Source organism: Roseovarius sp. A-2 (genome assembly GCF_002072155.1).
Classification (GTDB): Bacteria; Pseudomonadota; Alphaproteobacteria; order Rhodobacterales; family Rhodobacteraceae; genus Roseovarius.
Map to the genome: position 1 here is coordinate 1 of NZ_BDIY01000031.1, position 24400 is coordinate 24400.

A 24400-nucleotide genomic window follows, 5' to 3' on the forward strand; every position below is an offset into this window, starting at 1 on the left:
AGCCCCAGAGGACATTGCCGTCCGCCGTTAACCCGGACGCAGATCACGCTCGAGCTCGTCATGGCACCCTCGCGCAAAACATGGTCTCACGGCCGATCATACAGGTGTCGTGAATTATCCGGGTTAACTCTGTAAGGTCCAGATGCCCGCGCTGAACATTGGCGACGCGCAGGTAAGGTGTATCAATAGGATCTGCGAGTTTACGCGCTTTGCTCACAGACATTCCTGAGCCAATAAATGCGATGTCATTCAAGCGGGCGTAAATCCACTCATTTGGCAACGTTGGCAAAACGCCGCGTTCTGCTTCGGTTAAGGCAGCACTTGAATTGTGTGCGTCGGGCTTCCGAGGCTTTGGTCCTTTGGAACCCTCATTCTCCCATCGAGCCACTTCACCATGCCAACGTTGAAACTCTTGCTCATGCCATTCATCTCGTTCTCTTTCGATGTTCATGACGAGGGTTTCGGGGGCTTCCAGCTTGTCGGCGTTCTGCGCGCGCCAGTCGGCGGTGAGGCGGCCTTCGAAGGCCGATTTCAGCAGGGACTGGCGGTAGAGGCCGAGGGTGGTGCGCGCCGTTTGCAGGCTCTCGACCCCCTTGTCGATCTCGTCGAACATCGCCTCGATCTTCTCCACGATTCGGCGTTGTTCGTTGAGAGGAGGGACGGGAATTCGGGTCTCCTCGAATTTTGACTTCGTGACATGACGGAGGCCAACTCCGCCATGCGCTTTTGCAATCAACTCATCAAGGGTCTCGTTGATGGCGAATTTGAAGAACTTGAGGTCCAATAGGCTTCGATCAAAATCGACACGAAAAATGTGCTGGTTGAGGACAGCTTCGCCACCGCGCCAAATGTGCGCGCCAAACGACGTGCCCGGGGTACCCGACCATGCAAAAAGAAGGTCATCTGTCTGAATGATAAAGCGGTCACGGACGTCGCCATCAAAGTGGTTGTATTGCGCCTCGGGGTTATTCAGATTTTGGATGCGAACTATTTTCTTACCATAGTCTGTCCAGTCGCCCGGCTTGAAAGCGCGACCATTCTTCAAGTCGCAAAGTTCGCCGATTTCGGCTTCCATCCATCCGCGCGGCAAATCCTTCATGCCGAGAGCGCCTCATTCATCTCGGTCATGACCCCGTCCATCCCATCGCCAAAGAGCGCGTACATCTGACCCATTCCGCCCTTGCCGTCAAAGGGGGCCATTTCCAGATCGTCACGCTCGATAGTGAAGGAGGTGGCGAGGTGGTCGCGGATCATGCGGAGCCAGTCCATCTGCTCCTCGGTGAATTTCTCACCCGCGCCGGAGTGGCGGTTCAGCACCCAGTTCTGGAAGTTGCGCCGCACCCGCTCGGAATGGCGGGTGAGCGTGTCATCCAGCCCCGTGACCCGGCGGATCAGCGCCACGAGGGCCGTCAGGTCGCTGGCGGGGTTGCTGCCCTTGTAGTCGTCAAGATGCGCATAGGCGCGCCAGACGGTAAGCGGGGCGAGGCGCGGGCGATCCTCGGTCAGTTTCTTCATAACGTCCTTGACCATGGCGTAAGTCACTTCGGCCCGGCGCGCGGGGGTGTTGAAGTAGATCGACAGCGCTTCGATCTCGTCGCGGTTCTCGGTCAGGTAGTCCTCGAACTCCTGCGCGATCTTCTTGGCGTTCTCAGCCACATCGCCCGCCCATTCGGCGCGCAGGAGCGTGTCGAGGTTGTCATGGTCGATGGTCTGTTCATTGTCGCGGCGGATCGTGTCCATCAGGTTGATGAGCGGGCCGGTAAAGACGTTGGCGGCTTGCCCGATCCGTTCTTCGCGTGCGGTCTGCATAGCGGCATCGTCCGGCTCGGGGTGGCCCGCCGCCTTGGCATCTGCCTCAACCTTGTCCGGGTCGATGGCGTCGAAGAGGTCGCGGACGATAGCTGTGAGCGATGTCCCGGCCTCCGTCGAGATCTTCTCCTGATCCTCGGTCCCGAGCTTGTTGTCGAGCCGCGACAGGCGGGCGGCGAGCGAGCTGACGGTGTCCTCGGACCGGTCGCCCATCATCAGCCCCATGGCGAGGTCCTTGAACGGTATGGAGGGCTTGGTGTCGAGCGGCTGGCTCGCAGTCTTGAGAGACTTGGTGACGCCGACAGCATCGACGATGACGTAATGGGTCTTGGCCTGGGCAGAGGGGGAGACTTTTTTCAGGTCGTCGGGTTTCAGGACACGGGTGCCGCGACCCTTCATCTGCTCAAAATAATTCTTCGACTTCACGTCGCGCATGAAGATCAGGCATTCCAGCGGTTTCACGTCGGTGCCGGTTGCGATCATGTCCACGGTGACGGCGATGCGCGGGTAGTAGTCGTTGCGGAAGGCCGACAGCGAGGATTTGGGGTTCTTCGCGCCATTGGTGATCTTGCGGCAGAAGTCGTTGCGCTCGCCGAACTCCTGCCGGACGGTCTGGATGATGTCGTCGGCGTGGCTGTCGGTTTTTGCGAAGATCAGGGTTTTCGGCAGTTCGTTGCGACCGGGGAATATCTCGGGCCACTTTTCGTGAAAGGTGCGGATGACGGTGCGGATCTGGTCGGGGTTCACGACAGAGCGGTCAAGCTGCGTCGCGGCGTAGGCCTGCTCGTCGTCCTGCGTTTCCCACCGGCGCGCGCGGGTCTCACGTTCGCGTTTCTCGACCATCTGCTCGGCCTTCAGCGTCTCACCGCCCTCGGTGATCTCGGTCTCAATCAGGTAGATTTCGTTGCCGACGTTGACCTTGTCGGCGACGGCCTTTTCATGGGTGTATTCGCTGACGACGTTCTTCTGGAAGAACCCGTAGGTGCGGTTGTCGGGCGTGGCGGTCAGGCCGATCAGGTAGGCATCGAAATACTCGATGACCTGACGCCAGAGGTTGTAGATGGAGCGGTGGCATTCGTCGATGACGACCACGTCGAAGTATTCCGGCGGCAGCTTGGCGTTGTAGACGACCGGTAGAGGTTCCTTGCGGCGCCATTTCTGTTCGGCCGGGTTTTCGTCCTCTGCGCCCTCGTTCAGTTCCTCGCCTTTGAGCGTGGCGTACATGCGCTGGATCGTCGAAATCACGACCTGGCTATCGTTCGCGATGGAGGGCGAGGTGAGGCGCTGTACGTTGTAAAGCTCGGTGAACTTGCGGTTTTCGTCGTTGGGGATGAAGGCCATGAACTCTTGTTCCGCCTGCTCGCCGAGGTTCTTGGTGTCGACGAGGAAGAGGATGCGGCGCGCACCTGCATGTTTGAGCAGGCGGTAGACCTGCGTGATTGCCGTGAAGGTCTTGCCCGATCCGGTCGCCATCTGAACGAGGGCACGGGGCCTGTCCGCCTTGAGCGACGTCTCGAGTTTCGTGATCGCCTTGATCTGGCAATCACGCAGGCCGTCCGGGTTCAGATTGGGCAGAGCGGCGATTCCGGATCTGAATGATTGCGGTGCCTGGGCCCAAGACTTGAGCGTTTCTGGCCGATGGAAGGTAAACACCTCACGCGATCGAGGCGTTGGGTCCCGTCCATTCGTGAACCGCGTGATCTGCCCTGTGCTTTCGTAGAGGAACGGCAGAGGCTCATTGTTTGAGACCCATTTTAGATTGGCGTTTGCATAGCCTTCGGACTGTTCTTCTACAGATGTAAGCTTCACACCCCAGCTGTCTGGCTTGGCCTCGATCACGCCGACGGCTTGGCGGTCGACGAAGAGAACGTAGTCGGCCGGGCCAACGTCGGTTTGATATTCGCGCACGGCGACGCCCAAGGCAGCGTTAAAATCGAGCCCGTCTTTGTCTTGAACCACCCACCCTGACGCTTCGAGCCGAGCATCGATCGCGTCTCGTGCTTGTTGCTCAGGTGTTTGGTTAATAGTTCGATGCACGTACGCTGCTCATACCCAAGAATATTCTTGTCATACTGCCGGGCCGCTACCAGATTTGCAAACTCGCATCTCACAGGACTGAGAAGAAAAGGCTGAGACGCGCGAGCAACATCAGACCAGCTTAGCTTCTTGTTCTTCATTCTTCGTCGTCGAGCGCCGACGCTATTCGCCCAACCCTTGGCCGAACCAGCTTGGGTCCTTGGCGACGAGTTCAACGGTGTTGCCATCGGGGTCGAAGGTGAAGACGCCCCGCCAGCCGACCCAGTCAAAATACTCCACATTGTAGTCACGGCCAAGACGCTCGTACCATGCGATGACAGCGTCCTGCTCATCCCAAGGCAAGGTAAGTGCAAGGTGGTGCAGAGATGATCCTGGTCCGGTTTCGGGTGGCACCTCGCTGCCAGAGGTCCGACCTGCACCCTCTACATCATGACGAAACAGGGCCAAAACGCTGGTATGCCCGCCGAACCCTTCTGCAATCCGCAGGAAGACAATGGGACTGCTGTCTGTGTCATTGAGAGGTTCAAGCCCGATCACATCCCGGTAGAAGGCGGTCATTGCAGGAAGGTCGACGCATCTTATGGCGATTTCACCAAGCGCGCGGACCTTGAAACCCCGTTGAGTCATCGCGTGTCTCCAGAGTCTGGAACCAGAATTCAGGCTTCTGATTGCTCATGTTGAAAAGTGCTCTGCGGCACAGCCATTCTTCGTTCTGTGTGGTGTCTGTTTCGCCAAGCATTCGCATGCGGTCATTTCTTTCATACTCGGATCGTGCTTTTAATCAATCATGGGCACCCGAGCTCCATGACATTCGGTAGAAGGCCAAGATGATCCTCAGACCTTACACGCCGGAAGATGCGCCATTTCTGGCCGACATCTTGCACGAGGCTGTCCATACCATCGGCGCGCGCGACTATACGACGGCACAGCTCGATGCGTGGAGCCCGGCACCGATGCTGCCGGAGCAATATCACGCGAGAGTTACGGATGGCAGGGTGGTCACGGTCGCCGTTTCGAACAAAGACTTCCCCGCCGCATTCATCGAATTCGAGGGCGATGGCCACATCGATTGCTTCTATTGTCATCCCGACATCGCGGGATCGGGTGTGGGCAGGGCCCTGTTTCGACATGCTCAGTCACAGGCCATAGCGGCTGGTTTTACGCGGCTCTACGCCGAGGCAAGCGAGGCCGCGCGCCGCTTTTTTCTGCGCGAAGGCTTCAAGGTGACCGCGCTCAGGCAGTTCCAACTGCGCAGTGTAGCGATCCACAATCATTCGATGGAAAAGCAGCTTGAGAAGCGCGAGCAGCATCAGACCGCCTCAGCTTCTTGATCCTCGGGTCTTCGTTGCCGAGCGTCGACGCGAAGAGATGAAACTGAGTTTAGGGCGGTGACTCGAGTGGCGGGTGGGTATCGGATTCGAATCGATTTCTCCCGGTGCGACAGGTTTCGAACCTCCATCACATTTTTCAAAACCATCAAGCATGTTTCATTTTTGCCACGCGACTATCCGAGTGTCTTGAGCGAAATCGGCCGCGCGGCACACGCGTAACATCTCGTGCAGATTTCTCCATCGCCGCACGAACAGAATAAAGGCGATAAAAGTAATATAGAACATATAGTTATGCTTTACCGCAACTCCTATGGTGTCAACCATCTCCGCTCGGAAGAAACTTTCAGAGAAAAATTTTGGGCGAAATCAGCGGTTGCCCGAGGCGGCGTGCTGAGTACTTTGACCCTCGAAACGAGGCCCGGGACGGCGGATTTCACAGGTCAGCTCGACCGCCTCGTTTCGCCGAAAATGCAACCAGCCAATGTCCTGGCTGCCCAACCCGAGAGACCGGGGACAGCGGTGCAGGAAAGGCAATGGAAAGAGAATGGAGAACGAAGTGAACGCCAGTAGCTGAACACTCAATCCAACCACTTGGATCTTTGGATCCACGAAGGTGAAATGACCGCCAACTGAGAGCCAGTCGGTTCATTTCATGAAATCCCGAAAATATGGCCGCCGCCTTCGGGCAGCGTCGGACTGAAGTCCGGCGGGTGGTCTTCCTATGCGAAAGGAAATCAAAATGCCGATTTATTCGGAGGGTCGCGTATTGCCTGCGCAATCCCGTGGGGATCGCGGTATCGCGAATGCGTCGACTGCACATTGTACCGCCTTCACCGTCCTTGGTGAGAACTCAGGTACCCGCTTTCAAGCGGAGTCTCACCTTGAACTCTGCCACTTGCAAATCGAGGCCATAGACAAGCGAACCAAGCTTTGCCTTGGCCTCCACACTTGTCCCAAGGAAATCACCCCCGAAACCCTCCTCGCATGGAAAGGAGACCGTCAATGACCATCGTCCCCAATAAGCAAAACCTTGGCGAAGCCAAGCCGGTGAAGACCGGATTTCGTCTGGATATCCATGATCGGCTTCTCATTCATGGCAAGCCCTACCGGTTCCTCGGCATGTCTGGCGACAACGCCGAGCTGATACCCGCAAGTGGTGCCGGGCTGACAGAGGTCTTCCCGATGGGCACGCTGGCCCGCTTGAGCACCTCGGGTGATATCAAGCACGAGGTTGGCTATTACCTTCCGGACGACCTCAAGCCATCGTCGGCAACTTCGGCCTTTGATTTCCAGCCATCGAACCTGACCGGAAAAGCCAGGTTCAGGTTTGACTCGCGCCTCAGCCAGATCAAGGCAATCAGTGACATGGAGTCTGAAGGTCTCATTCGTCCAAACACAGTGGAGATCGAGGCCGCGCGCCCCGAGATCGCATCGCGCGCAGAAGCTTACTTGAAAGCTGAGGCGACGGAACGCGACCTGCTCGAAAGCGAAATGGAAAAAGGCCGCCTGCCAGATCGGGTACGCAAGGGTGTTCGCCGAAATCGGGGTGGCGTGGCCAAGGAGGGCGTCAAACTCTATAGTTCCGACTACCTACGGAAACTCTACGCAGATTACCAAGCCCATGGACTTCCGGCATTGGCCGACGACCTCTCGAAATGCGGCAACAGGACCAGCCTTCTTCGGCCTGAGGAACAGGCGCTGCTGATGGACATCATCAAGCGCAGTTATCTCACGCCCGAGCAGAAGTCGATCAAGGCAACGGTCGTGGATGTGCAGCGAGGGTTTAGGGACGAAAACAATCGCCGTGAGCGCAACAAACGCAGTGAGGAAGAAGAGGTTACACTACTGCACGTGCCGGGCCGTGATGCGGTTCGCAGGACAATCAAAAAGCTTGACCGCTTGACGGTCCTTATCGCCCGGTACGGGCGCGAGGAAGCGATGAAGAAGCTCCGGCCCGTCGGTAAGGGGCTCGAAATCTCACGCCCGGGCGAGCGCGTCGAAATCGATGAATGGTGCATTGATCTGCTCTCCATCATGCGATCTGCAAAGCTCGAAAAGGTATTCGGCGAAGAACATCTCAAAGCGCTTGGTCTTGATGGTGAAAAAGCTCGTTGGTGGCTTGTCGCCGCCATCGATTGCCGCACCAGGATCTGCCTCGGAATGAAGCTGACCCGCAATCCATCGGGCAGCGCAGCACGCGAATGCCTTCGCATGGTTGTCAGCGACAAGGGCGAATGGTCTGACAGTGTCAGAGCGAATTGCACGTGGCCACACGCCCTTGTTCCGGAGGTCCTTGCTTCGGACAATGGTCCAGGTTTCAAGGCGAGCGTTTTCCAGAACGCCTGCCTCGATCTCCAGATGATTGTGTTGCGCACGATTGGTGGTATTCCCGGTATGCGCGGGGAAATCGAACGACTGTTCTACACCGCTGTCCTCGATTTGATGCCGCGACTTTTTGGTCGCACGTTTTCCAACCCTCGCGAACGGGGCGATTACCCGGCCGAGGACCGCGCCTGTCTCGACGCCGAAGATGTGGCATTCGCTTTGGTGCGATGGATCGTCGATATTTACCACAACAAGCCTCACGAAGGCCTTGGCGGTCGTACGCCGCTTGAACAGTGGGACGCCGACATGGAAAGCGGGAATTACCCCTTGCGTGCTCTGCCCGATGTTCGCTCGAAACGGCTCGCCTTCGGGAGCCAACTCCCGCGCACCGTGACGCGCGAGGGTATCACGATGATGGGCGTTCGGTATCACAGCGAAGACCTCGCCCTGTTCTACATGCAGCCGGGCTCCAATCGGGTTGAAGTGAGATGGGATCAAACTGATCTTGGTGCGATCGAGGTTTATCTCGACGGTGCGTGGCGTGAGGTGCCCTCGGTGCACGACCGGTTCCGTGGTGTGAACCTGCATGTCTGGCTGAAAGCCCGCCGTGCCCTGCGCGCGAAATCAGCGTCACGACGGGCCTGGGAAGAAGAGGTCGTGTTCAAGGCCATCGATGACATCGAAGCTCTTGTGCAGGAAAAATCCACGGCCTTCGGAATTCTGGACACCTCCATTTCCGACAAGCGGCTGGAAGAGATCGAGGCGGAGCTGTTCACGTCCTTCCGCACCACCGAAGCGCGCTCGCTTCGGGCCGATGGCAAGGAAGCAGGCCGTGAAATCGCCCCGCGCGAGCCCGATCCCGACCGTCCGGTCAGGACCACGACCCGTCGCAAGACCTCCGATGATGTGCCCGCGTCGCCGGATGTCCAGAACCACCAAGACCCCGATCAGGGACCAGCGGCACCTGGCAGCGGCCAGGACACGCCGCCTGTCAAATCAGCCACTCGCCAGCGGACAGCATGGGTTCCGCGCAAACCCAAGGAGGACGACCAATGACCATTCAAGTGCCCAAGGGCAAACTGGTGCAGAGCCCGCGCGACATGGACGTGTCGAACGAGCGCACCGATGCGGTGCAGAAACACCTTGCCCGGCTACTGCAGGTCGATGACCAGGATCGCCTGACCGCCGAGCCATGCCGGTTTGCCGCGGACAAGGAAACGCGCGGCATTGCCGTCATCGAAGCTGCTGGAGGTGGTAAAACCACTGCAATCCGGACCGTGCTGCAATCGACCAGCGCGCTGAAGATGAACCCCGAAACGGGCCTTCCACGGTACCTGGAAATCCAGATTCCCAGCCCCGCGACGCACAAGAGCGTTGGTCTCGCGATCCTGGAGGCAACCGGCATGTCCGGTGTCTCCTCGAATGCCAAGGCCTGGGAAATCTGGGGCGCCGTGCGGAAGCGGTTGGGTCAGATGGGCATCAAGGTCCTTTGGTTGGATGAGGCCCAGGACCTCGTCATGGCGCAGTCGGCAAACGAGACCGAAACGACCTTGAGGACGATCAAGACGCTCATGCAAGGCGACAATGCGGTGATCCCGATCCTCAGCGGGACACGGAGGCTCGGTGAGATGACCAGCTTCGATCCGCAGGTGTCGCGGCGCTTCACCAAGATCGCGCCGTCGGATCTCGACCACAGCACAGACCAAGACGACATTTTCGGGATGATCGACGGCTACTGCGACGAGGCTGGCATCACGGCGCGGCTGCCCGATGATTTGGCGGGCCGCCTGATGACGGGTAGACGTCCTACAAGTTGAATTCACCTGATCAGCGCCTTTGCATACGCTGCGAATGGCATGTGTGGATGGCTCCTGCATTGCAAGCGTTTTTTGTAATTGCGACGGTCTGCCAGTACAGTCGTGTGTCCGGCCTGTTTGCGTGACCTCTTGGGCGCTGTCAATATCACTGACCTTCAGTCGGACGACTTCGCCCGCGCGCATGCCGCAGCCATAGGCGAGCGAGAGCATCACCCGCGCCTTCAGACCAGGCGCCATGGCCAGGATGCGTTTGATCTCCTTTTGGCTCAGTACCAGCGGCACCTTCACCGGTTCCTTGAGGTGGAAAATCTCGGCCACCAGATCATGGCGTCGCATGGTCACACGGAACAGAAACTTGACGCCTGTCACCGTTTGGTTGCGCGTGCAGATGCTCGTGGCAGTCTCGATCAGATGTTGCTGGAAATCCCGCACATCGTCTGGCGTGGCCGTTTCTGGCGACCGCCTGAGCCAGGCCGCAAATCGCCTGCAGGCCCGCAAGTGACTGGTCTGGGACGCGGGTCCGAGATTACGTGCGGACATGTCGGCGACCATGCGCGTACGGAGGGGGGTCATCGGCGCGGATTGCTGTACATTCATGGGACTATCCTCTGTCAACCGAGGCAAAATCACCTCGATCAACAGCAGACACCCGACATCACAATCTGCGAAACATATCCCACTTCAGCGCAACGACCGCCACAAGCGCCCCTATCGCGAAGCGATTTAGTGCGTGTGCCGTTCGTGACGGTCCCGCAGTCAGGTTGGAAACCGGGCTTTCGCTGCGATGGCAAGGTGAACGTGTTGAAGATCTGGGAGCCGACATTCAGATAGGCCCAACCCGTCAAGCGCGCTGCACTGCCGCATGACTGCAAGAGCCTAAACTGACCGTGCCCGGCAGAGCCGAGTGCGCGCGTGCGGCAAAACGCGTCCCGTCGTTCGCGGCCCTGAGCGCTTCATTGTAGGTTGGCCAATTCTTGGTCTCTTAGTTCGGAGATCTGGGTCTGCTCATGCAACCAAACTATCACGCTGGATTCGCAACATGAATCCCCTCAACGCATTTGTGCAACAAATCCTCGCGGAGGGGGTCGCACTTCCAGGGATTTCCTGAACCTTCTGGTTCGAAAGTTCGGTCCGTACCGCGTGCTTGCGCTGTTTGGTGACAGGGCGGATCAGGCAGTGCCGATCCGCACCTGCCGCCTGTTTTAGCTCCCCTCCGGTAGCCCGCCGTCAATCTGCCGCGCGATCACATCGTGCTTACGCAAGGCGACGACGGACTGACCGGAGTCCATTCAATATCGGTCGCGACGACGGCACTCACTTCTTGCGATGATCCTGACCGCCTTGCATCATGCTGCCGGACCCCATGCCCTGACCGGAGTTGCCGGATGATTGACGCATCATCTCCATCCGCTTCTGCATGTGCTCCATCCGCTTGACGGGGGCCGCCATTTCTTCGGCGGTGATGTTGCCATCGCCATCGCTGTCGAGATGTTGGAATCGGTCAACCATCGTTTCGCGGATCAGGCGACTGTGCAGAACCTCGAATTCCGAGATGCTGAGTGTTCCGTCAGCATTTTCGTCATGCTCGTCGAGAAGTTCCTGTAGCCGAGCACGTGCCTCGGCGGGCTCGGCCTTGCCGTCCCCGTCAGCATCCATCAGGGCCCGAAACTCGGTGCCCATCATATGTGGCCCCATCATGCCGCCGCCCATCATGTTCCGGTGCATCGACATCATGCCGCCACCCATCTGGCCGCCGCTCATCATGCCGCCGCCCATCATTCCGGATTGGCCGGATGATTGGTGCCCCTGTGCCAACACCGCTCCGCTGAATGACAGCGCCATGCCAGTTGCCAGGGCCGTTCCCAAAACGAATGCAAATTTGCGTTTCATCGTTTTTTTCCTTTGCTTGAGTTCTGCATGCCCAAGATGGCGACGGGGAGGTGTCTTGCAAAGCACCCGTGCCAGTTGACGTGTAACGGTTTGTCGCAAAGTCGGGGGTTGATACACTGAATGACAGTATTTCTCGGCAGAGGCCGATCAATCCCCTAAGTTCGAGGCATGGTAAAGATACCCCACATCTTGCTGGTCGATGACAGCGTCGAGATTCGCAAGGCCGTCTCGCGATATCTGGAAAAGAATGACATGCGCGTCACGAGTGCAGCCGACGCCGCCGAGATGGATAGGCTGCTCGAGATCGGGCGCTATGATCTCATCGTGCTCGATGTGATGATGCCCGGCGAGGATGGTATCTCGGTCTGTCGCCGCTTGTCCGTCACCGGTGTCACGCCGATCCTGATGCTCACTGCGCTCGGCGAGGAAATGGACCGGATCATCGGGCTCGAGGTGGGCGCGGACGATTACCTTGCCAAACCCTTCAATCCGCGCGAGCTTCTCGCGCGGATCAGGGCGATCCTGCGGCGCGTAACCAGGCCGGAACATCTGGCCGGGCGTCTGACCGGGCAACACATCCAGTTCGCGGGCTGGACACTTGATACCGATACCCGTCACCTGAGGGCGGAGGATGGACGCGAGGACACGCTCACCACGTCGGAATTCAAGCTGCTGGTCATTCTTCTTGAACGCCCCCGTATCGTGATGAGCCGCGAGCAGATCTTCGAACTGACGGCGGGGCGCGCAGCTGCCGCCTTCGACCGCAGCATCGACAATCAGATCAGTCGCCTGCGCCGCAAGATCGAGGATAATCCGGGGCACCCAAGGATCATCACAACCGTTCGGAATGGCGGCTATTGTCTTGCTGCGGATGTCGAGGCGCACCGATGATCCGAGACCGCCTGGACAGCTTGCGCGTTCAACTTCTGGTGCTGATCCTGGGAAGTCTCGTCATCGCACAGGCGATAAGCCTGTGGCTGTTCGTGGACGAACGAAGCCTGGCCGTGCGCGCCGCGATCGGGGCCGAGGCAGCGGGCCGGGCGGCCAATGTGGCATTGTTGCTGGACCGGGCCCAGGACGAACTGCACAGCTCGATTCTCAGGGCTGCGGATTCGCCTCTTGCGCGGTTTCGCGTCGATCCTCTACCTGTTGTCGACCATCTCGATCACGAGGCGGGAGGGGCGATCGAGGCGCGCGTCCGCTCGTTGCTCGCATCCGGAGACACGCGAGAGATCCGTGTCGAACTGCACAGGGTCGAGGATGCGTTTGCACCGATTCCAGACATGCCACCCCATATGCGGGCGATGCATGACCGCATGATGCAGAACCGGATATCGGCCTTTGAGCTGACGCTTTCCATCGGCCTGCAGGACGGATCGTGGCTGAATGTCGAGACCCGGTTTCAGCGCCCACCGTTGCAGTGGCCGGTTCTGTCCACCGTGAGTTTTGGCCTGACGGCAGCCCTCGTGATCGGTGGGGCCCTCTGGTATATGCTGACGCGGGTGACCTGGCCGATTCAACGCCTGGCCCGCGCCGCTGAAAACCTTGGCCGCGGAGAACAGACCATGCCGATCCCCGCCGCAGGGCCCCGAGAAATCAGGAACCTGACGGAAACCTTCAATCTCATGCAGGAACGGCTGGTACGCACGGTTGCAGACAAGACGCGCATCATGGCGGCATTGGGTCACGATTTGCGCTCTCCTCTGACCGCATTGCGCGTGCGCGCCGAAATGGTGGACGAGGCGGAAACGCGCGATGCCCTGATCACCTCGATCGAGGAAATGCAGGACATGGTCGAGCGGACGTTGGCGTTCGCCCGGGGCATGGCGATCAGCGAACCCCCGGAAACCGTCGATCTGGCAGACTTCCTGGCGAATCTGAAGCAGGACATGCTGGATGAATTTGAACTGGAAACCAATGCGCCGCTCCTGATCAGACTGCGGCCACATTCCGTGCGGCGCGCGCTGCGCAATATCATCGAGAATGCGGTGCGGTACGGTGGTGACGTTGCGGTGCGCTACAGTCAAGAACACGACCGGGTCGTGATCGAGGTCCGGGATCATGGTCCGGGAATCCCCTCGGCGCAGCTTGAATCGGTGTTCGAGCCATTCTACCGCGTGGAGACATCCCGGTCGCGGATAACGGGCGGCACCGGCCTCGGCCTGTCCATCGCCCGGTCCATACTGCGCTCGCATGGCGGCGACATCACGTTGCTAAACCACCCTAACGGGGGGCTGCTCGTGAAACTCGATTTGCCCCTCTCACAACGTTTCACTCATCAAGAAAGGACAGGATTATGACAGTTTCCGTCAGGATCACAGGCAGCATTGCGACTCTTCTGGCTGGCACGGTGCCGGCGCTCGCGGGTCCGGATAACCCTTCCGATGGTACCTTTGGGCACATGATGTGGGGTGGCGGACACGGCTGGTGGGGAGGTTTCGGGATGCTTCTTTTCTGGGGCCTCATCATCGCGGTTGCCGTCTTTGCGGTGCGCGCCCTCACCGACAAGCGCCAAGGTGACATGCGCGATCCGATCGAGATTCTCAGGGAACGCTACGCGCGCGGCGAGATTGACGAAGACGAATTTCGTCGCCGCAAGCAGGAACTCCAATCTTGAGCGCGATTCTCGACGTCGACTCAAATCCGATTTGTGGGGTTTCTCATATGCGCGACGCGCAGACCATATCCGGCGCACGGCCTGCCTTGGGTCTGGTTGCACCCTGCCTGCAAGGCGGAGTACGCGTATCCTCGCTTGCCATTATGGAAACCGGTACAAAGCATTTGTTCCATACCGTTCTGAAAGGTATACGTGTGTCATGGCGATGATGCGACAGATGGTTGTGCTTCTCATGACGGTGGTCGTTATCATGACGGGCGCGAATGCCATTGCCATGGCCTCGAACGAAATCGAGCATCAAAAGCATTGCGCCCATGCCATCGGCGACACCGTGCAGGAGATGGCCGCCAACGATGGTCCTGCAAATGATCACGCAGATAGCGCAACACGACATGCAATGCCGGGGCATGATCATGAAACCTGCATGATACATGCCTGCCCGGCTCTTTCACCCGAGATGAGCCTGGCCGATGAGCCGCATGGTGTCTTGGTGACCACTCTGGTTTGGCCTGAGACGACTTTGATCGGGCCCGCTCGCACAGACGACCTGCAAAGACCTCCGAAATCCTGATCCGGCTCGCTTGGCGGGCCCTTTGGAATGCACCTGGCTACGATGTGGCCGGTTCATAGCAATTCAAAACGGATCTGGAGTTTACATTGAAAACCATGCTCATACTGGGCGTTTCCACGGCGCTTTCGGCCTGTGCAAATGCCCCCGACCTGCCGACACAGAATATGCTCGCACCTGCGGCGCGAGCAGACGTAGAGACACGCGCCGCAAGCTTTCCCGATGTTCTTGCGGGCTATACGTCGCGCCCTGTCAAAGGGCCCGAAGACTGGCGCGCTTTGAACCGCCAGCAATCCTCCGCTGCAGGGGAGGGACACTGATGCCGCGTATCTCGAAACCCTGTCTCGTGCTTGTGACATCACTGGCGCTTGCGGCTTGCACTTCGCCCGATCAGGTGGCGCGCCTGTCTGATCCCAAAGCAGGGTTTTCCGACGTCAGCACCCCGGCACGCGCAATCCTGAACAAGGATACCGTGATGCTCATGTCCGCGGCCGATATCGAGGCCAATGCCGAACGTGTGCATGCTCTGGTGCATGGAAAAACCATTGACGCCGATACCGCCGTTCAGGTTGCACTGCTCAACAATCGTGGCCTGCAATCCGCCTATGCCCGGCTTGGCGTATCCTCGGCGGATGTCTGGCAGAGCATCATGCAGCCGAATCCCGTCGCCTCGATTGGCGTGTTCGAGATCGGGGGCGATGGTCTGAATGGATACGGATCTCTCGAAGGGATGATCGCGTTCAACCTTCTGGCGGCCTTCACGCAGCCCGATCGCACGCGGCAGGCCGAACTGCGCTTTACCCAGACCCAGCTTCAGGCGGTTGAGGAAACGCTCCGCGTCGCCGTCGAGACGCGGCGCGCCTGGATCGAGGCGGTGTCGGCGTTCGAGACCGCAGGGCTGATCCGGCAGGCGCAGGAAACCGCCGATGCCGGCTCTGAACTGGCGGCGCGTCTTGGCGATACCGGATATCTCAACAAGGCTGAGCAGGCCCGCGAGCATGCCTTCCACGCAGAGCTTTCGGGACAACGTGCGAAGGCCCGGCTCGATGCGGACCTGGCCAAGGAATCGCTGACACGCCAACTCGGTCTCTGGGGCAGCGACGTGGATTACTACGTCCCCAATGCCCTGCCGCATTTGCCTGCGCGCGTGGCCGATCGGTCCGACATCGAGTCGCAAGCGCTTCGCAACCGCGTTGATCTCGCAATCGCCAAGCTTGAGTTGCAAGCCTTGGCGCAGGCCCGCGGGATGACCAATGCCACGCGGTTCGTGAGTGATCTCGAACTGATCGTGGGCGCTGAAACGGAACGAGAGAATGACGGCGGCGGGGTCGAGTCCGAAACCAATCCGCAGCTTGAGGTGGAATTCGCGATTCCGATCTTCGACAGCGGCAAGGCCCGGATGAAAAAGGCCGAAGCCAGCTACATGATCGCCGCGCATGATCTGGCGCAACGCGCGGTCAATGTGCGCTCCGAGGCGCGCTCGGCGCATGCGGCACATGTCGGCAGCCACCGGATCGCTCGGCACTACCGGGATGCCGTTCTGCCGCTGCGCAAGACCATCGAGGAGGAAGCGCTGCTCAGCTACAACGGCATGATCACCAGCACATTCGAGCTGTTGTCAGATACCCGAGAGCGGATGAACTCCAACCTGACCGAAGCCGAGGCCCGGCGCGATTTCTGGCTGGCGGATGCCAACCTTCTGGCGGCGATCCATGGCGGCGGGGCAGCTTTGGGTGATGGCGGCGGCAGCGCGGAGGTCGCCGGTGATGCCGGGGCCGGACATTGAGAACAGGGAGACAAGAGATGATGAACCGACGTCAAATGCTCACCGCCGGCGCGGGTCTGATGGTGACCGGGGCAGCCGCCCGGGCGCAGACCACGGGCTTGCCAGAGGCGGCTGTGATGGAGACTGCAGCCACCCAGATCACGCCGCGCCCCACCACCGGGCCCGACTACAACCCGGTGGTCACGCTGAACGGATGGACACTGCCGTATCGCATGAATGGCAACGTCAAGGAATTCCACCTCGTGGCCGAACCGGTGGAACGTGAAATGGCCGATGGCATGACCGCCAACCTATGGGGATATAACGGTCAATCTACCGGTCCGACGATCGAGGCGGTCGAGGGCGACCGGGTGCGCATATTCGTGACCAACAAGCTGCCCGAGCACACCTCGGTCCATTGGCACGGCATGATCCTACCCTCTGGCATGGACGGGGTGGGCGGCCTGTCCCACAAGGCGATCCCGCCCGGCAAGACCTATGTCTACGAGTTCGACCTGGTGAAATCCGGCACGTTCATGTACCACCCTCACGCCGATGAGATGGTGCAGATGGCCATGGGCATGATGGGCATGTTCGTCGTGCATCCCAAGGATCCCGCCTTCATGCCCGTGGATCGTGATTTCTGCATCATGCTCAATGCCTTCGACATCGTGCCTGGCAGCTATACGCCGCGCGTGATGACGATGACAGATTTCAACCTGTGGTGCTGGAACAGCCGTCTGTTTCCGGATATCGACCCGCTGGTTGTGGGCCTGGGCGATCGCGTGCGTGTCCGCGTCGGCAATCTCACGATGACGAACCATCCCATCCACATGCATGGCTACGATTTCGAGGTCACCTGCACTGATGGTGGCTGGGTCCCCAAGGCGGCGCGCTGGCCCGAGGTCAGCATCGACATTCCCGTGGGAGCGATGCGCGCCTATGAATTCGACGCCGTTCATCCCGGGGACTGGGCGATACATTGCCATAAATCGCACCACACGATGAATGCCATGGGCCACGACGTGCCCAATTTCATCGGCGCGGACAAGCGCCGGGTGACCGACATGATCCGCAAGCATCAGCCGGAATTCATGCCGATGGGCTCGAGCGGCATGGCCGAGATGGGCATGATGTCGATGGAAATCCCCGACAACACGGTGCCGATGATGACCGGCTGGGGGCCGCACGGGCCCATAGAGATGGGTGGCATGTTCTCTGTGGTGAAGGTGCGCGACGGCATCGCACCGGGCGATTATTCCGATCCCGGCTGGTATGAGAACCCGCCCGGAACCGAAGCTTGGGAATGGACTGGCGAACTGCCGGATTTCACCCGCAACGACAACGCACGAACCAAGCTCACCCCGACCAGAGGCTGAGACCCTGAAACGAAAAGAGGAGTATCTCCATGAAATTGACACCACTCATCGCCGCAGCCTTTCTAACTGCAGGGGCCGCCATGGCCGCAGGCACCCATGATGGCGGGCACGGCCATGACGACGGGCATATGGCGGGGCATGGCCACGCCGACATGATGCAGGTCGGAAGGCCCGGCACACCGGAAGAGGCCAGCCGGACCATCGAGATCACGATGCGCGAGACCTCTGACGGAGAGATGCTCTTCGAGCCCGACGATCTCAGTTTCGAGCCGGGCGAAACGGTTCGTTTGCGCATCCATAATGCCGGAGAGGTAGAGCACGAGTTCGTCATGGATACCCATGACAACAACGAGGAGCATCGCAAGCTGATGCAGAAGTTTCCGGAAATGGAGCATGACGATCCCAACGCGATCCGGCTTGCGCCAGGCGAAACCGGCGATATCGTCTGGAGCTTTGCGAACACCGGCGCCTTCCAGTTCGCCTGTCTGATCCCTGGCCATATGGAAGCAGGCATGCACGGACCGATCCACGTCCAGAGCAATTGAACATACCGAACAAGGAGACCACCATGAAACCGATCAGGACCGCCCTCGCCGCAGTTTTCGCCGTCATTTTCACCGTCATGGGCGCATCGGCCGAACCCGTCTACACAAAGGGCGTGGTCAAAAACGTCAATCCCGAAGACGGCAAGGTGACCATCATTCACGAGGAGCTGGTCGAGCTGGAAATGCCCGCGATGACCATGGTGTTTCGCGTGGCCGACGACGCCATGTTCGACAGGCTCGAACCAGGCAAGGAGATCAAGTTCACAGTCGAACGCCTGAATGGCAAGCTGACCGTCACGGATCTGAAATGACACGGGTCAAAGGGGGGGGCATGAGTGATCGCCCTGACGATCAGGTTCGATTGGATGACAACTGCAGCCATCTGGCGAAAGCCCGGCAGGCAACCAGATGACTCTGCGCACCTCTCTTCTCACGGGCATGGCCATTTTGGGGCTCGCTTTGCTGGGCCTCTGGCTATACGCGCCGTCGGTAATGGCCGAGGCCCGTGGCGTGCTGGAAGGCGAGCGCCTCAAGATGCTGGTGGCGCGCGCGGGTCTCTGGGGGCCGGTTCTGATTGTAACGCTCATGACCGTCGCGGTCGTGGCCAGCCCGATTCCGAGTGCGCCGATTGCCCTGGCAGCCGGGGCGGCCTATGGGCATCTCTGGGGCACGGTACACGTCGTGATCGGCGCCGAACTCGGAGCATTGATCGCGTTCGGTCTCGCACGGATTCTGGGGCACGATGTCTTGCGGCGAGTGTTTGGCGATCGCGTCGATGCAGGGATGCTGGGGTCGCAAACCGCATTGACGGCGACAGTCTTTGCGTCCCGTCTGATGCCCTTCGTGTCGTTTGACATGATCAGCTACGCCGCCGGGCTCAGCCGCCTGCATGCCTGGCGGTTTGCTTTGGCGACGTTGGCTGGCATCATCCCGGCAAGCTTTCTGCTTGCGCATTTCGGAGGCGAGGCAGTCAGCGGTGACCTCGGAAGGACGACATGGGCCGTTCTCGGCCTCGGACTTGTGACCGGCTTGCCCCTGCTCTGGGTGGCGACACGACGAAAGGACGGAGGGAAAGAGTGATGGCGCAACAATACGAGAAGAACAGCCTGTCACTCTTCGACGCGGTGGCGATGGGAACCGGAGTGATGATCGGGGCCGGAATCCTCGCACTCACCGGGCAGATTGCGGAAATGGCGGGGCCATGGTTCCCGCTGGCCTTCTTCGCAGGCGCGGCGGTGACGGGTTTCAGCGCCTACACCTATGTAAAGATGTCAAACACCTGGCCCTCGGCCGGCGGCATCGGGATGATCCTCACGAAAGCCTATGGCCCGACGACGATCGCGGCTGGCGCTGCGCTTCTCATGGCACTGTCGATGGTCATCAATGAAAGTCTCGTCGCCCGCACCTTCGCGACATATTTGATGCGCGGTCTCGGGCTCGAACCAGAGGGGTGGCTTGTACCTGCCATCGGTGTGGGTCTGATCATATTCGCCTATCTCGTGAACGCAGCCGGCAACCGTTCGGTCGGACTTTTTTCTCAGCTGATGGCCGTGCTCAAGGTGGGCGGGATCGCGGCCTTCGGAATCGCCGGGCTCTGGGCTGGCGGCATCTCGTTCGAGGCGGCGAATGACGGGGATGGTCGCGCGGGGGCTGGCTTCCTGGCTTCGGTCGCGCTCGCCATCCTCGCCTTCAAAGGGTTCACTACCATCACTAACAGCGGTGCCGAGATCTCTGACCCGCACCGCAACGTCGGGCGCGCGATCATTATCTCTATTGCGATCTGTGTTGTCGTCTATCTTCTTGTTGCCTTCGCCGTTGGTTCGAGCCTGCCGCTCGACCAGATCATCGCGGCGAAAGATTATGCGCTCGCCGAGGCCGCCGAGCCAACTCTGGGTCGCGTCGGCTTCTACCTGACGGTTGCGCTCGCGCTGGTAGCGACGGCGTCGGGCGTGATCGCCAGCATCTTCGCAGTTTCGCGGATGCTGGCCATGCTGACCGACATGAAGCTGATCCCGCACAGCCATTTCGGCATGCCGGGCACCATCCGCGACCATACGCTTGTCTATACCGTGGTAATCGCCGGGATGCTGACCGTCTTCTTCGATCTCAGCCGCATCGCCTCGCTTGGAGTCTTCTTCTATCTCGTGATGGACATCCTGATCCATTGGGGGGTCTGGCGGAGGCTTCGGGAGGAGATCGACGCGCGGGGCTGGGTCCTCCTCATGGCAATCGCGTTGGACGTCATCGTGCTCATAGCCTTTGCCACGCTCAAATGGCAGAGTGATCCGCTGATCGTGATCATCGCGCTATCAGGAATGACGGTCGTCTTCCTGTTTGAGCGCGTCTTCCTCGCGCTGAACCCGCCCCCGCGAGAGGCAACACATGGTGACCACGCGGCAACGCAGGAGAAACATCACTCCGTCTCTTGACCGTCCACTCACTGGAATTCTCATATCCGCATCGAAAGGACACCGAGAAATGGCAACCCACCACCATCACGAGGCCCCCGAAATCGACCCGGACGCGAAGACCGCGACGGATCCGGTCTGCGGCATGCAGGTCGAGATCAAGGAGGGTGCCCGGAGCCGCGAGTACGGCGAGGAGACATTCTATTTCTGCTCTGGCGGGTGTCAGGAAAAATTCGACACCGATCCCTATTTTTACGCCTCCGGCAATAGCCTTGCCGCAGAGACGCGTGCACAGCCCGGGGCGCAGTATACCTGCCCGATGCATCCCGAGATCATCCGCGACGCGCCCGGTGCCTGCCCGATCTGCGGCATGGCGCTGGAGCCGATGGTGCCCTCGGACGAGCCCTCCGAAGAGTTGACGGATTTCACACGACGGATGTGGATCAGCGCCGCGGCGGCGGTGCCGCTCATGATCATCACGATGGGCGAACTGGTCGGGCTCGACGTGCGCGGTTGGCTCGGCCACCGCATGTCGGTCTATGTCGAATTCCTTCTGGCCACGCCGATCATCCTCTGGGCGGCGTTGCCTTTCTTTCGGCGCGGCATCAATTCGATCCGCAACGCATCTCCCAACATGTGGACGCTGATTTCGCTCGGCGTCGGGGCGGCCTACCTCTATTCGCTGGCGGCGACCTTCGCGCCCGGGAACTTTCCTGAACAGTACCGGATGGGCGATGGCGTCGGCACCTATTACGAGGCCGCCGTCGTGATCATCGCGCTGGTCTTTGTTGGGCAGGTTCTGGAGCTGCGCGCACGCGAACGCACCGGCGATGCGATCCGCGCACTTCTCGACCTCGCTCCCAAGACAGCCCGCCGCATCCTGCCGGACGGGTCAGAGTACGATGCTCCGCTCGAAAACATCGCCGAGGGTGATATGCTGCGGGTACGCCCGGGTGACAGTGTGCCGGTGGACGGCGAGGTAATCGAGGGCCGCTCCTCGGTGGATGAGAGCATGATCACGGGCGAGTCGGTCCCGGTGGAGAAGACCGAGGGCGACGGCCTGACCGGCGGCACGATCAACAAGAACGGCACACTGGCCATGCGCGCGACCAAGATCGGTGCCGACACGGTGCTGTCGCAGATCGTGGACATGGTGGCGGGTGCCCGCATGTCGCGGGCGCCAATCCAGGGGCTGGCCGACAAGGTCGCCTCGGTCTTCGTGCCTGCTGTGGTACTCGTGGCCGTTATCGCCTTCGGCACCTGGCTCTCGGTCGGGCCCGATCCGGCGCTGGCCTTTGCCATCGCCGCGGCGGTTTCGGTCCTCATCATCGCCTGCCCCTGCGCCCTTGGTCTTGCCACGCCGATCTCGATCACGACCGCTGCGGGCCGTGGCGCGCAGGCCGGCGTGCTGATCAAGGATGCCGAGGCGCTGGAACACATGGGCCGGGTCGATACCCTGATCGTCGACAAGACCGGGACACTGACCGAGGGCAAGCCCCAGCTCACCGATGTGATCGCGTTCAGGGGCGAGAAGGATGAGGTGCTTCGTCTTGCCGCCGCGCTCGAACGCGGGTCCGAGCATCCGTTAGCCGAGGCGATCGTTTCCGGCGCGCAGGAGCGCGGACAGAAACCGGAGCGCGCCGAGGATTTCGAGGCGGTGACCGGCAAGGGCGTGCGCGGCACGGTCGCCGGTCGGAGCGTGGCGCTTGGCAACGTGGCGATGATGCGGGATCTCGGGCTCGATACGGATGCGGAGGACGCGCAGGCCGACGAACTTCGGGCCGAGGGCAAGACGGCGATGTTCGTGGCGGTCGACGGGGAATTAACCGGGATCGTGGCCGTGGCCGATCCGATCAAGGAAACGACCGAGGCCGCAATCCGCGAATTGCATGCCTTGGGCCTGACCATCATAATGGCAACCGGCGACAACCAGCGCACCGCCGAGGCGGTGGCGTCGAGGCTGGGCATCGACGAGGTGCGCGCCGGGGTTCTGCCCGAGGACAAGCAGAAACTGGTCGAGGAGTTGCGCGCCAAGGGCGCGCTGGTGGCAATGGCGGGCGACGGGGTGAACGATGCCCCCGCACTCGCCGCCGCCGATGTCGGCGTCGCGATGAGCACCGGGGCCGATGTCGCGGTGGAAAGTGCCGGGATCACCCTGCTCAAGGGGGACCTCACGGGTCTCGTGCGGGCGCGCAAGCTGGCCCGGGCGACGCTGCGAAATATCCGGCAGAACTTGTTCTTTGCCTTCGCCTACAATGCCTTGGGCGTGCCGATCGCCGCAGGCGTGCTCTATCCCTTTACCGGGACGTTGCTCTCACCGATGATCGCGGCCGCCGCGATGAGCCTGTCGTCGGTCTCGGTGATCTCCAATGCGCTGAGACTGAGGCGAGTTAAGCTCTGATCTACGGGGCATCGGCTTACTGATTTACTGTTCAACATTGAAAGGAAAACGAGATGACCCAAGATCCCCTCTCACGCCGCGGACTGCTGCTCGGTGGAACCACGCTTCTGGCGACATGGCCCTTTGGGTCACTTGCGGAAACCACGGGGTCGGAAATGCATGTGATGAAGGACCCCAATTGCGGCTGCTGTTCAGCCTGGATCGAAATCCTCGAACGCGACGGCTTCCACGTGACGACCGAGGCGAGCATGGGAACGGTGCTCATGCGCTACAAGTTCGAGAACGGCATCCCCCAAAAGATGGTCTCCTGTCATACCGGTCGGATCGACGGCTACATGATCGAAGGACACGTGCCCACCGCCGATATCCGTCGGCTGCTGAAGGAACGTCCCGACGCGGTTGGCCTTGCCGTCCCGGGCATGCCCTATGGTTCACCCGGCATGGGACCGGAAAGCGCGCGCGACGCCTATGACGTGTTCCTGATCCACCATGATCGCCGCACAGAAGTGTTCAGCACCTACGAAAGCACCTGACGCCCTTCCTCGCGCCACTCCGGCAGGCCGCCTTGCATGCGGCGCGCGTTGAAGCCTTGGTGGCGGAGGCGGGCGACGGCCTGATGGGCGTATATGCAATAGGGTCCATGGCAATAGGCGACGATCTCCACCTCGGGTCGAGCGTGGGCAGGAGCCGGTCGAGATCGGCGTGGTGGCCTGTTGGGTGGGCGCGTCCTTCGCGGTGCTGGTGGCCGAGGAGATGTTCGCCTCGGGCTGTCATCTGCTGCTCCGCGTCACCTTATTGGGGCGGTTCACGCTGCAGATCGCGGCAGGGCTGCGATAAGACCGCTCATCGCGCGAGCGTGTCGAGCACAGGACAGTCCGGCACCGCCGCGCCGGAACATTGCGCGGCGGTCTCGACCAATGTCGCCTCGACGCGCTGAAGGTCGGCGATGCGCGCGCGAATGTCGGCCAGATGGCGCTCGGTGCGGGCCTTGACCTCGGCGCAGGTCGGCACTGCGCCATCGCCAAGCCCCAAAAGGCCGCGAATGTCCTCCATTGTGAAGCCCAGTTCGCGAGCACGCAGGATGAAGCGAAGGCGGGTGGCGTGCGCGGCGGAATAGATCCGGTAGCCGGCTTCGGTCCGGGGCGGGTCTGGTAAAAGGCCGGTCTTCTCGTAATAACGGATCGTCTCGATGTTGCAGCCCGAGGCGTGTGCCAGTTGGCCGCGTGTCAGGTCGCTCTCGGTCTCGTGATCGGTCATAGCGCGAATTTCTCTTGAGCCTGTAGTTGCTACAGAGATTAGAGATCAAATGACAATGTGACGAGAGGAAAACGAAATGAACTTTTTAGATGACATCCCTGATGGGGGCGGGGACGTGCAAATTTCTGCCTGCAAGGAGGACTGAGATGTCAGACAAGAACGACGGCAAGCTGATCGTGACAGGGATCGTTGGCACCGTCATCGCGGCGCTCTGCTGCTTCACGCCGGTACTCGTCGTGTTGCTGGGTGCC

21 protein-coding genes and 1 pseudogene are annotated in these 24400 nt (G+C 60.3%); 16 read left to right on the forward strand and 6 right to left on the reverse strand.

The annotated features are described in order from the left end of the window. Window positions 1-58: 58 nt before the first annotated feature. The 3 genes from BHD06_RS20655 to BHD06_RS20665 all read right to left on the reverse strand — a co-directional run bounded on the left by BHD06_RS20655 (window position 59) and on the right by BHD06_RS20665 (window position 4473). The gene (locus BHD06_RS20655; protein WP_080458859.1) at window positions 59-1099 is read right to left on the reverse strand and encodes a restriction endonuclease subunit S; all 1041 of its coding nucleotides are present in this window, start codon (window positions 1097-1099) and stop codon (window positions 59-61) included. Further along, window positions 1096-3717 (reverse strand): DEAD/DEAH box helicase family protein, encoded by a 2622-nt coding sequence (locus BHD06_RS20660; RefSeq protein ID WP_217805704.1) that lies wholly within the window; start codon window positions 3715-3717, stop codon window positions 1096-1098. The genes BHD06_RS20655 and BHD06_RS20660 overlap by 4 nt, the downstream gene beginning before the upstream one ends. A gap of 291 nt (window positions 3718-4008) precedes the next feature. After that, window positions 4009-4473 (reverse strand): VOC family protein, encoded by a 465-nt coding sequence (locus tag BHD06_RS20665; RefSeq protein WP_080458861.1) that lies wholly within the window; start codon window positions 4471-4473, stop codon window positions 4009-4011. A gap of 200 nt (window positions 4474-4673) precedes the next feature. Between BHD06_RS20665 and BHD06_RS20670 the strand changes: the two genes are divergently transcribed. The 3 genes from BHD06_RS20670 (at window position 4674) to BHD06_RS20680 (ending at window position 9319) form a co-directional block, all read left to right on the forward strand. Then, window positions 4674-5177, forward strand: coding sequence for a GNAT family N-acetyltransferase (locus BHD06_RS20670; RefSeq protein WP_080458862.1), 504 nt, complete (start codon window positions 4674-4676; stop codon window positions 5175-5177). Between the two features lie 1002 nt (window positions 5178-6179). Next, window positions 6180-8558, forward strand: coding sequence for a Mu transposase C-terminal domain-containing protein (locus BHD06_RS20675; RefSeq protein WP_176214433.1), 2379 nt, complete (start codon window positions 6180-6182; stop codon window positions 8556-8558). Beyond that, window positions 8555-9319, forward strand: a complete 765-nt coding sequence (locus BHD06_RS20680) for a TniB family NTP-binding protein (protein ID WP_176214434.1) — start codon at window positions 8555-8557, stop codon at window positions 9317-9319. Before BHD06_RS20675 ends, BHD06_RS20680 begins: the two co-directional genes overlap by 4 nt. A gap of 36 nt (window positions 9320-9355) precedes the next feature. Here the strand turns inward: BHD06_RS20680 and BHD06_RS20685 are convergent. Then, window positions 9356-9916: pseudogene (locus BHD06_RS20685) on the reverse strand (tyrosine-type recombinase/integrase); the annotation flags it as partial. Window positions 9917-10633: 717 nt separating this feature from the next. Continuing rightward, on the reverse strand, window positions 10634-11209 hold the full coding sequence (locus BHD06_RS20690; RefSeq protein ID WP_080458865.1) for an EF-hand domain-containing protein: 576 nt from the start codon (window positions 11207-11209) through the stop codon (window positions 10634-10636). Between the two features lie 168 nt (window positions 11210-11377). On the opposite strand from BHD06_RS20690, the gene BHD06_RS20695 reads away from it, so the two are divergent. From BHD06_RS20695 to BHD06_RS24540, 13 genes are all read left to right on the forward strand, one after another. Further along, entirely contained in the window at window positions 11378-12100 is a 723-nt protein-coding gene (locus tag BHD06_RS20695; RefSeq protein WP_080458866.1) for a response regulator, read from the forward strand. Next, window positions 12097-13509 (forward strand): ATP-binding protein, encoded by a 1413-nt coding sequence (locus tag BHD06_RS20700; protein ID WP_176214435.1) that lies wholly within the window; start codon window positions 12097-12099, stop codon window positions 13507-13509. Before BHD06_RS20695 ends, BHD06_RS20700 begins: the two co-directional genes overlap by 4 nt. Then, window positions 13506-13826: an SHOCT domain-containing protein gene (locus BHD06_RS20705; protein WP_254892536.1), complete on the forward strand. Its 321-nt coding sequence runs from the start codon at window positions 13506-13508 to the stop codon at window positions 13824-13826. The genes BHD06_RS20700 and BHD06_RS20705 overlap by 4 nt, the downstream gene beginning before the upstream one ends. 217 nt (window positions 13827-14043) lie before the next feature. Next, window positions 14044-14397, forward strand: a complete 354-nt coding sequence (locus BHD06_RS20710; RefSeq protein WP_217805705.1) for a hypothetical protein — start codon at window positions 14044-14046, stop codon at window positions 14395-14397. Window positions 14398-14713: 316 nt separating this feature from the next. After that, window positions 14714-16180, forward strand: a complete 1467-nt coding sequence (locus tag BHD06_RS20715) for a TolC family protein (RefSeq protein ID WP_080458868.1) — start codon at window positions 14714-14716, stop codon at window positions 16178-16180. Window positions 16181-16197: 17 nt separating this feature from the next. Beyond that, the gene (locus BHD06_RS20720) at window positions 16198-17538 is read left to right on the forward strand and encodes a multicopper oxidase family protein (protein ID WP_080458869.1); all 1341 of its coding nucleotides are present in this window, start codon (window positions 16198-16200) and stop codon (window positions 17536-17538) included. Window positions 17539-17567: 29 nt separating this feature from the next. Further along, window positions 17568-18083 carry a plastocyanin/azurin family copper-binding protein gene (locus tag BHD06_RS23245; RefSeq protein WP_176214436.1) on the forward strand — a complete coding sequence of 172 codons (516 nt, stop codon included), beginning with the start codon at window positions 17568-17570 and terminating at the stop codon, window positions 18081-18083. A gap of 23 nt (window positions 18084-18106) precedes the next feature. Beyond that, window positions 18107-18394: a copper-binding protein gene (locus BHD06_RS23250; protein ID WP_139784818.1), complete on the forward strand. Its 288-nt coding sequence runs from the start codon at window positions 18107-18109 to the stop codon at window positions 18392-18394. A gap of 97 nt (window positions 18395-18491) precedes the next feature. Next, window positions 18492-19163, forward strand: coding sequence for a TVP38/TMEM64 family protein (locus tag BHD06_RS20730; protein WP_080458870.1), 672 nt, complete (start codon window positions 18492-18494; stop codon window positions 19161-19163). Further along, the gene (locus tag BHD06_RS20735; RefSeq protein WP_080458871.1) at window positions 19163-20512 is read left to right on the forward strand and encodes an APC family permease; all 1350 of its coding nucleotides are present in this window, start codon (window positions 19163-19165) and stop codon (window positions 20510-20512) included. Before BHD06_RS20730 ends, BHD06_RS20735 begins: the two co-directional genes overlap by 1 nt. Before the next feature lie 49 nt (window positions 20513-20561). Next, window positions 20562-22892 carry a heavy metal translocating P-type ATPase gene (locus BHD06_RS20740; protein ID WP_080458872.1) on the forward strand — a complete coding sequence of 777 codons (2331 nt, stop codon included), beginning with the start codon at window positions 20562-20564 and terminating at the stop codon, window positions 22890-22892. 53 nt (window positions 22893-22945) lie between these two features. Continuing rightward, window positions 22946-23425 carry a DUF411 domain-containing protein gene (locus BHD06_RS20745; protein WP_080458873.1) on the forward strand — a complete coding sequence of 160 codons (480 nt, stop codon included), beginning with the start codon at window positions 22946-22948 and terminating at the stop codon, window positions 23423-23425. Between the two features lie 169 nt (window positions 23426-23594). Beyond that, the gene (locus tag BHD06_RS24540) at window positions 23595-23729 is read left to right on the forward strand and encodes a hypothetical protein (protein ID WP_254892540.1); all 135 of its coding nucleotides are present in this window, start codon (window positions 23595-23597) and stop codon (window positions 23727-23729) included. A gap of 6 nt (window positions 23730-23735) precedes the next feature. Here the strand turns inward: BHD06_RS24540 and BHD06_RS20755 are convergent, their stop codons facing one another. Further along, entirely contained in the window at window positions 23736-24149 is a 414-nt protein-coding gene (locus tag BHD06_RS20755) for a helix-turn-helix domain-containing protein (protein WP_080458874.1), read from the reverse strand. Window positions 24150-24400 lie beyond the last annotated feature (251 nt).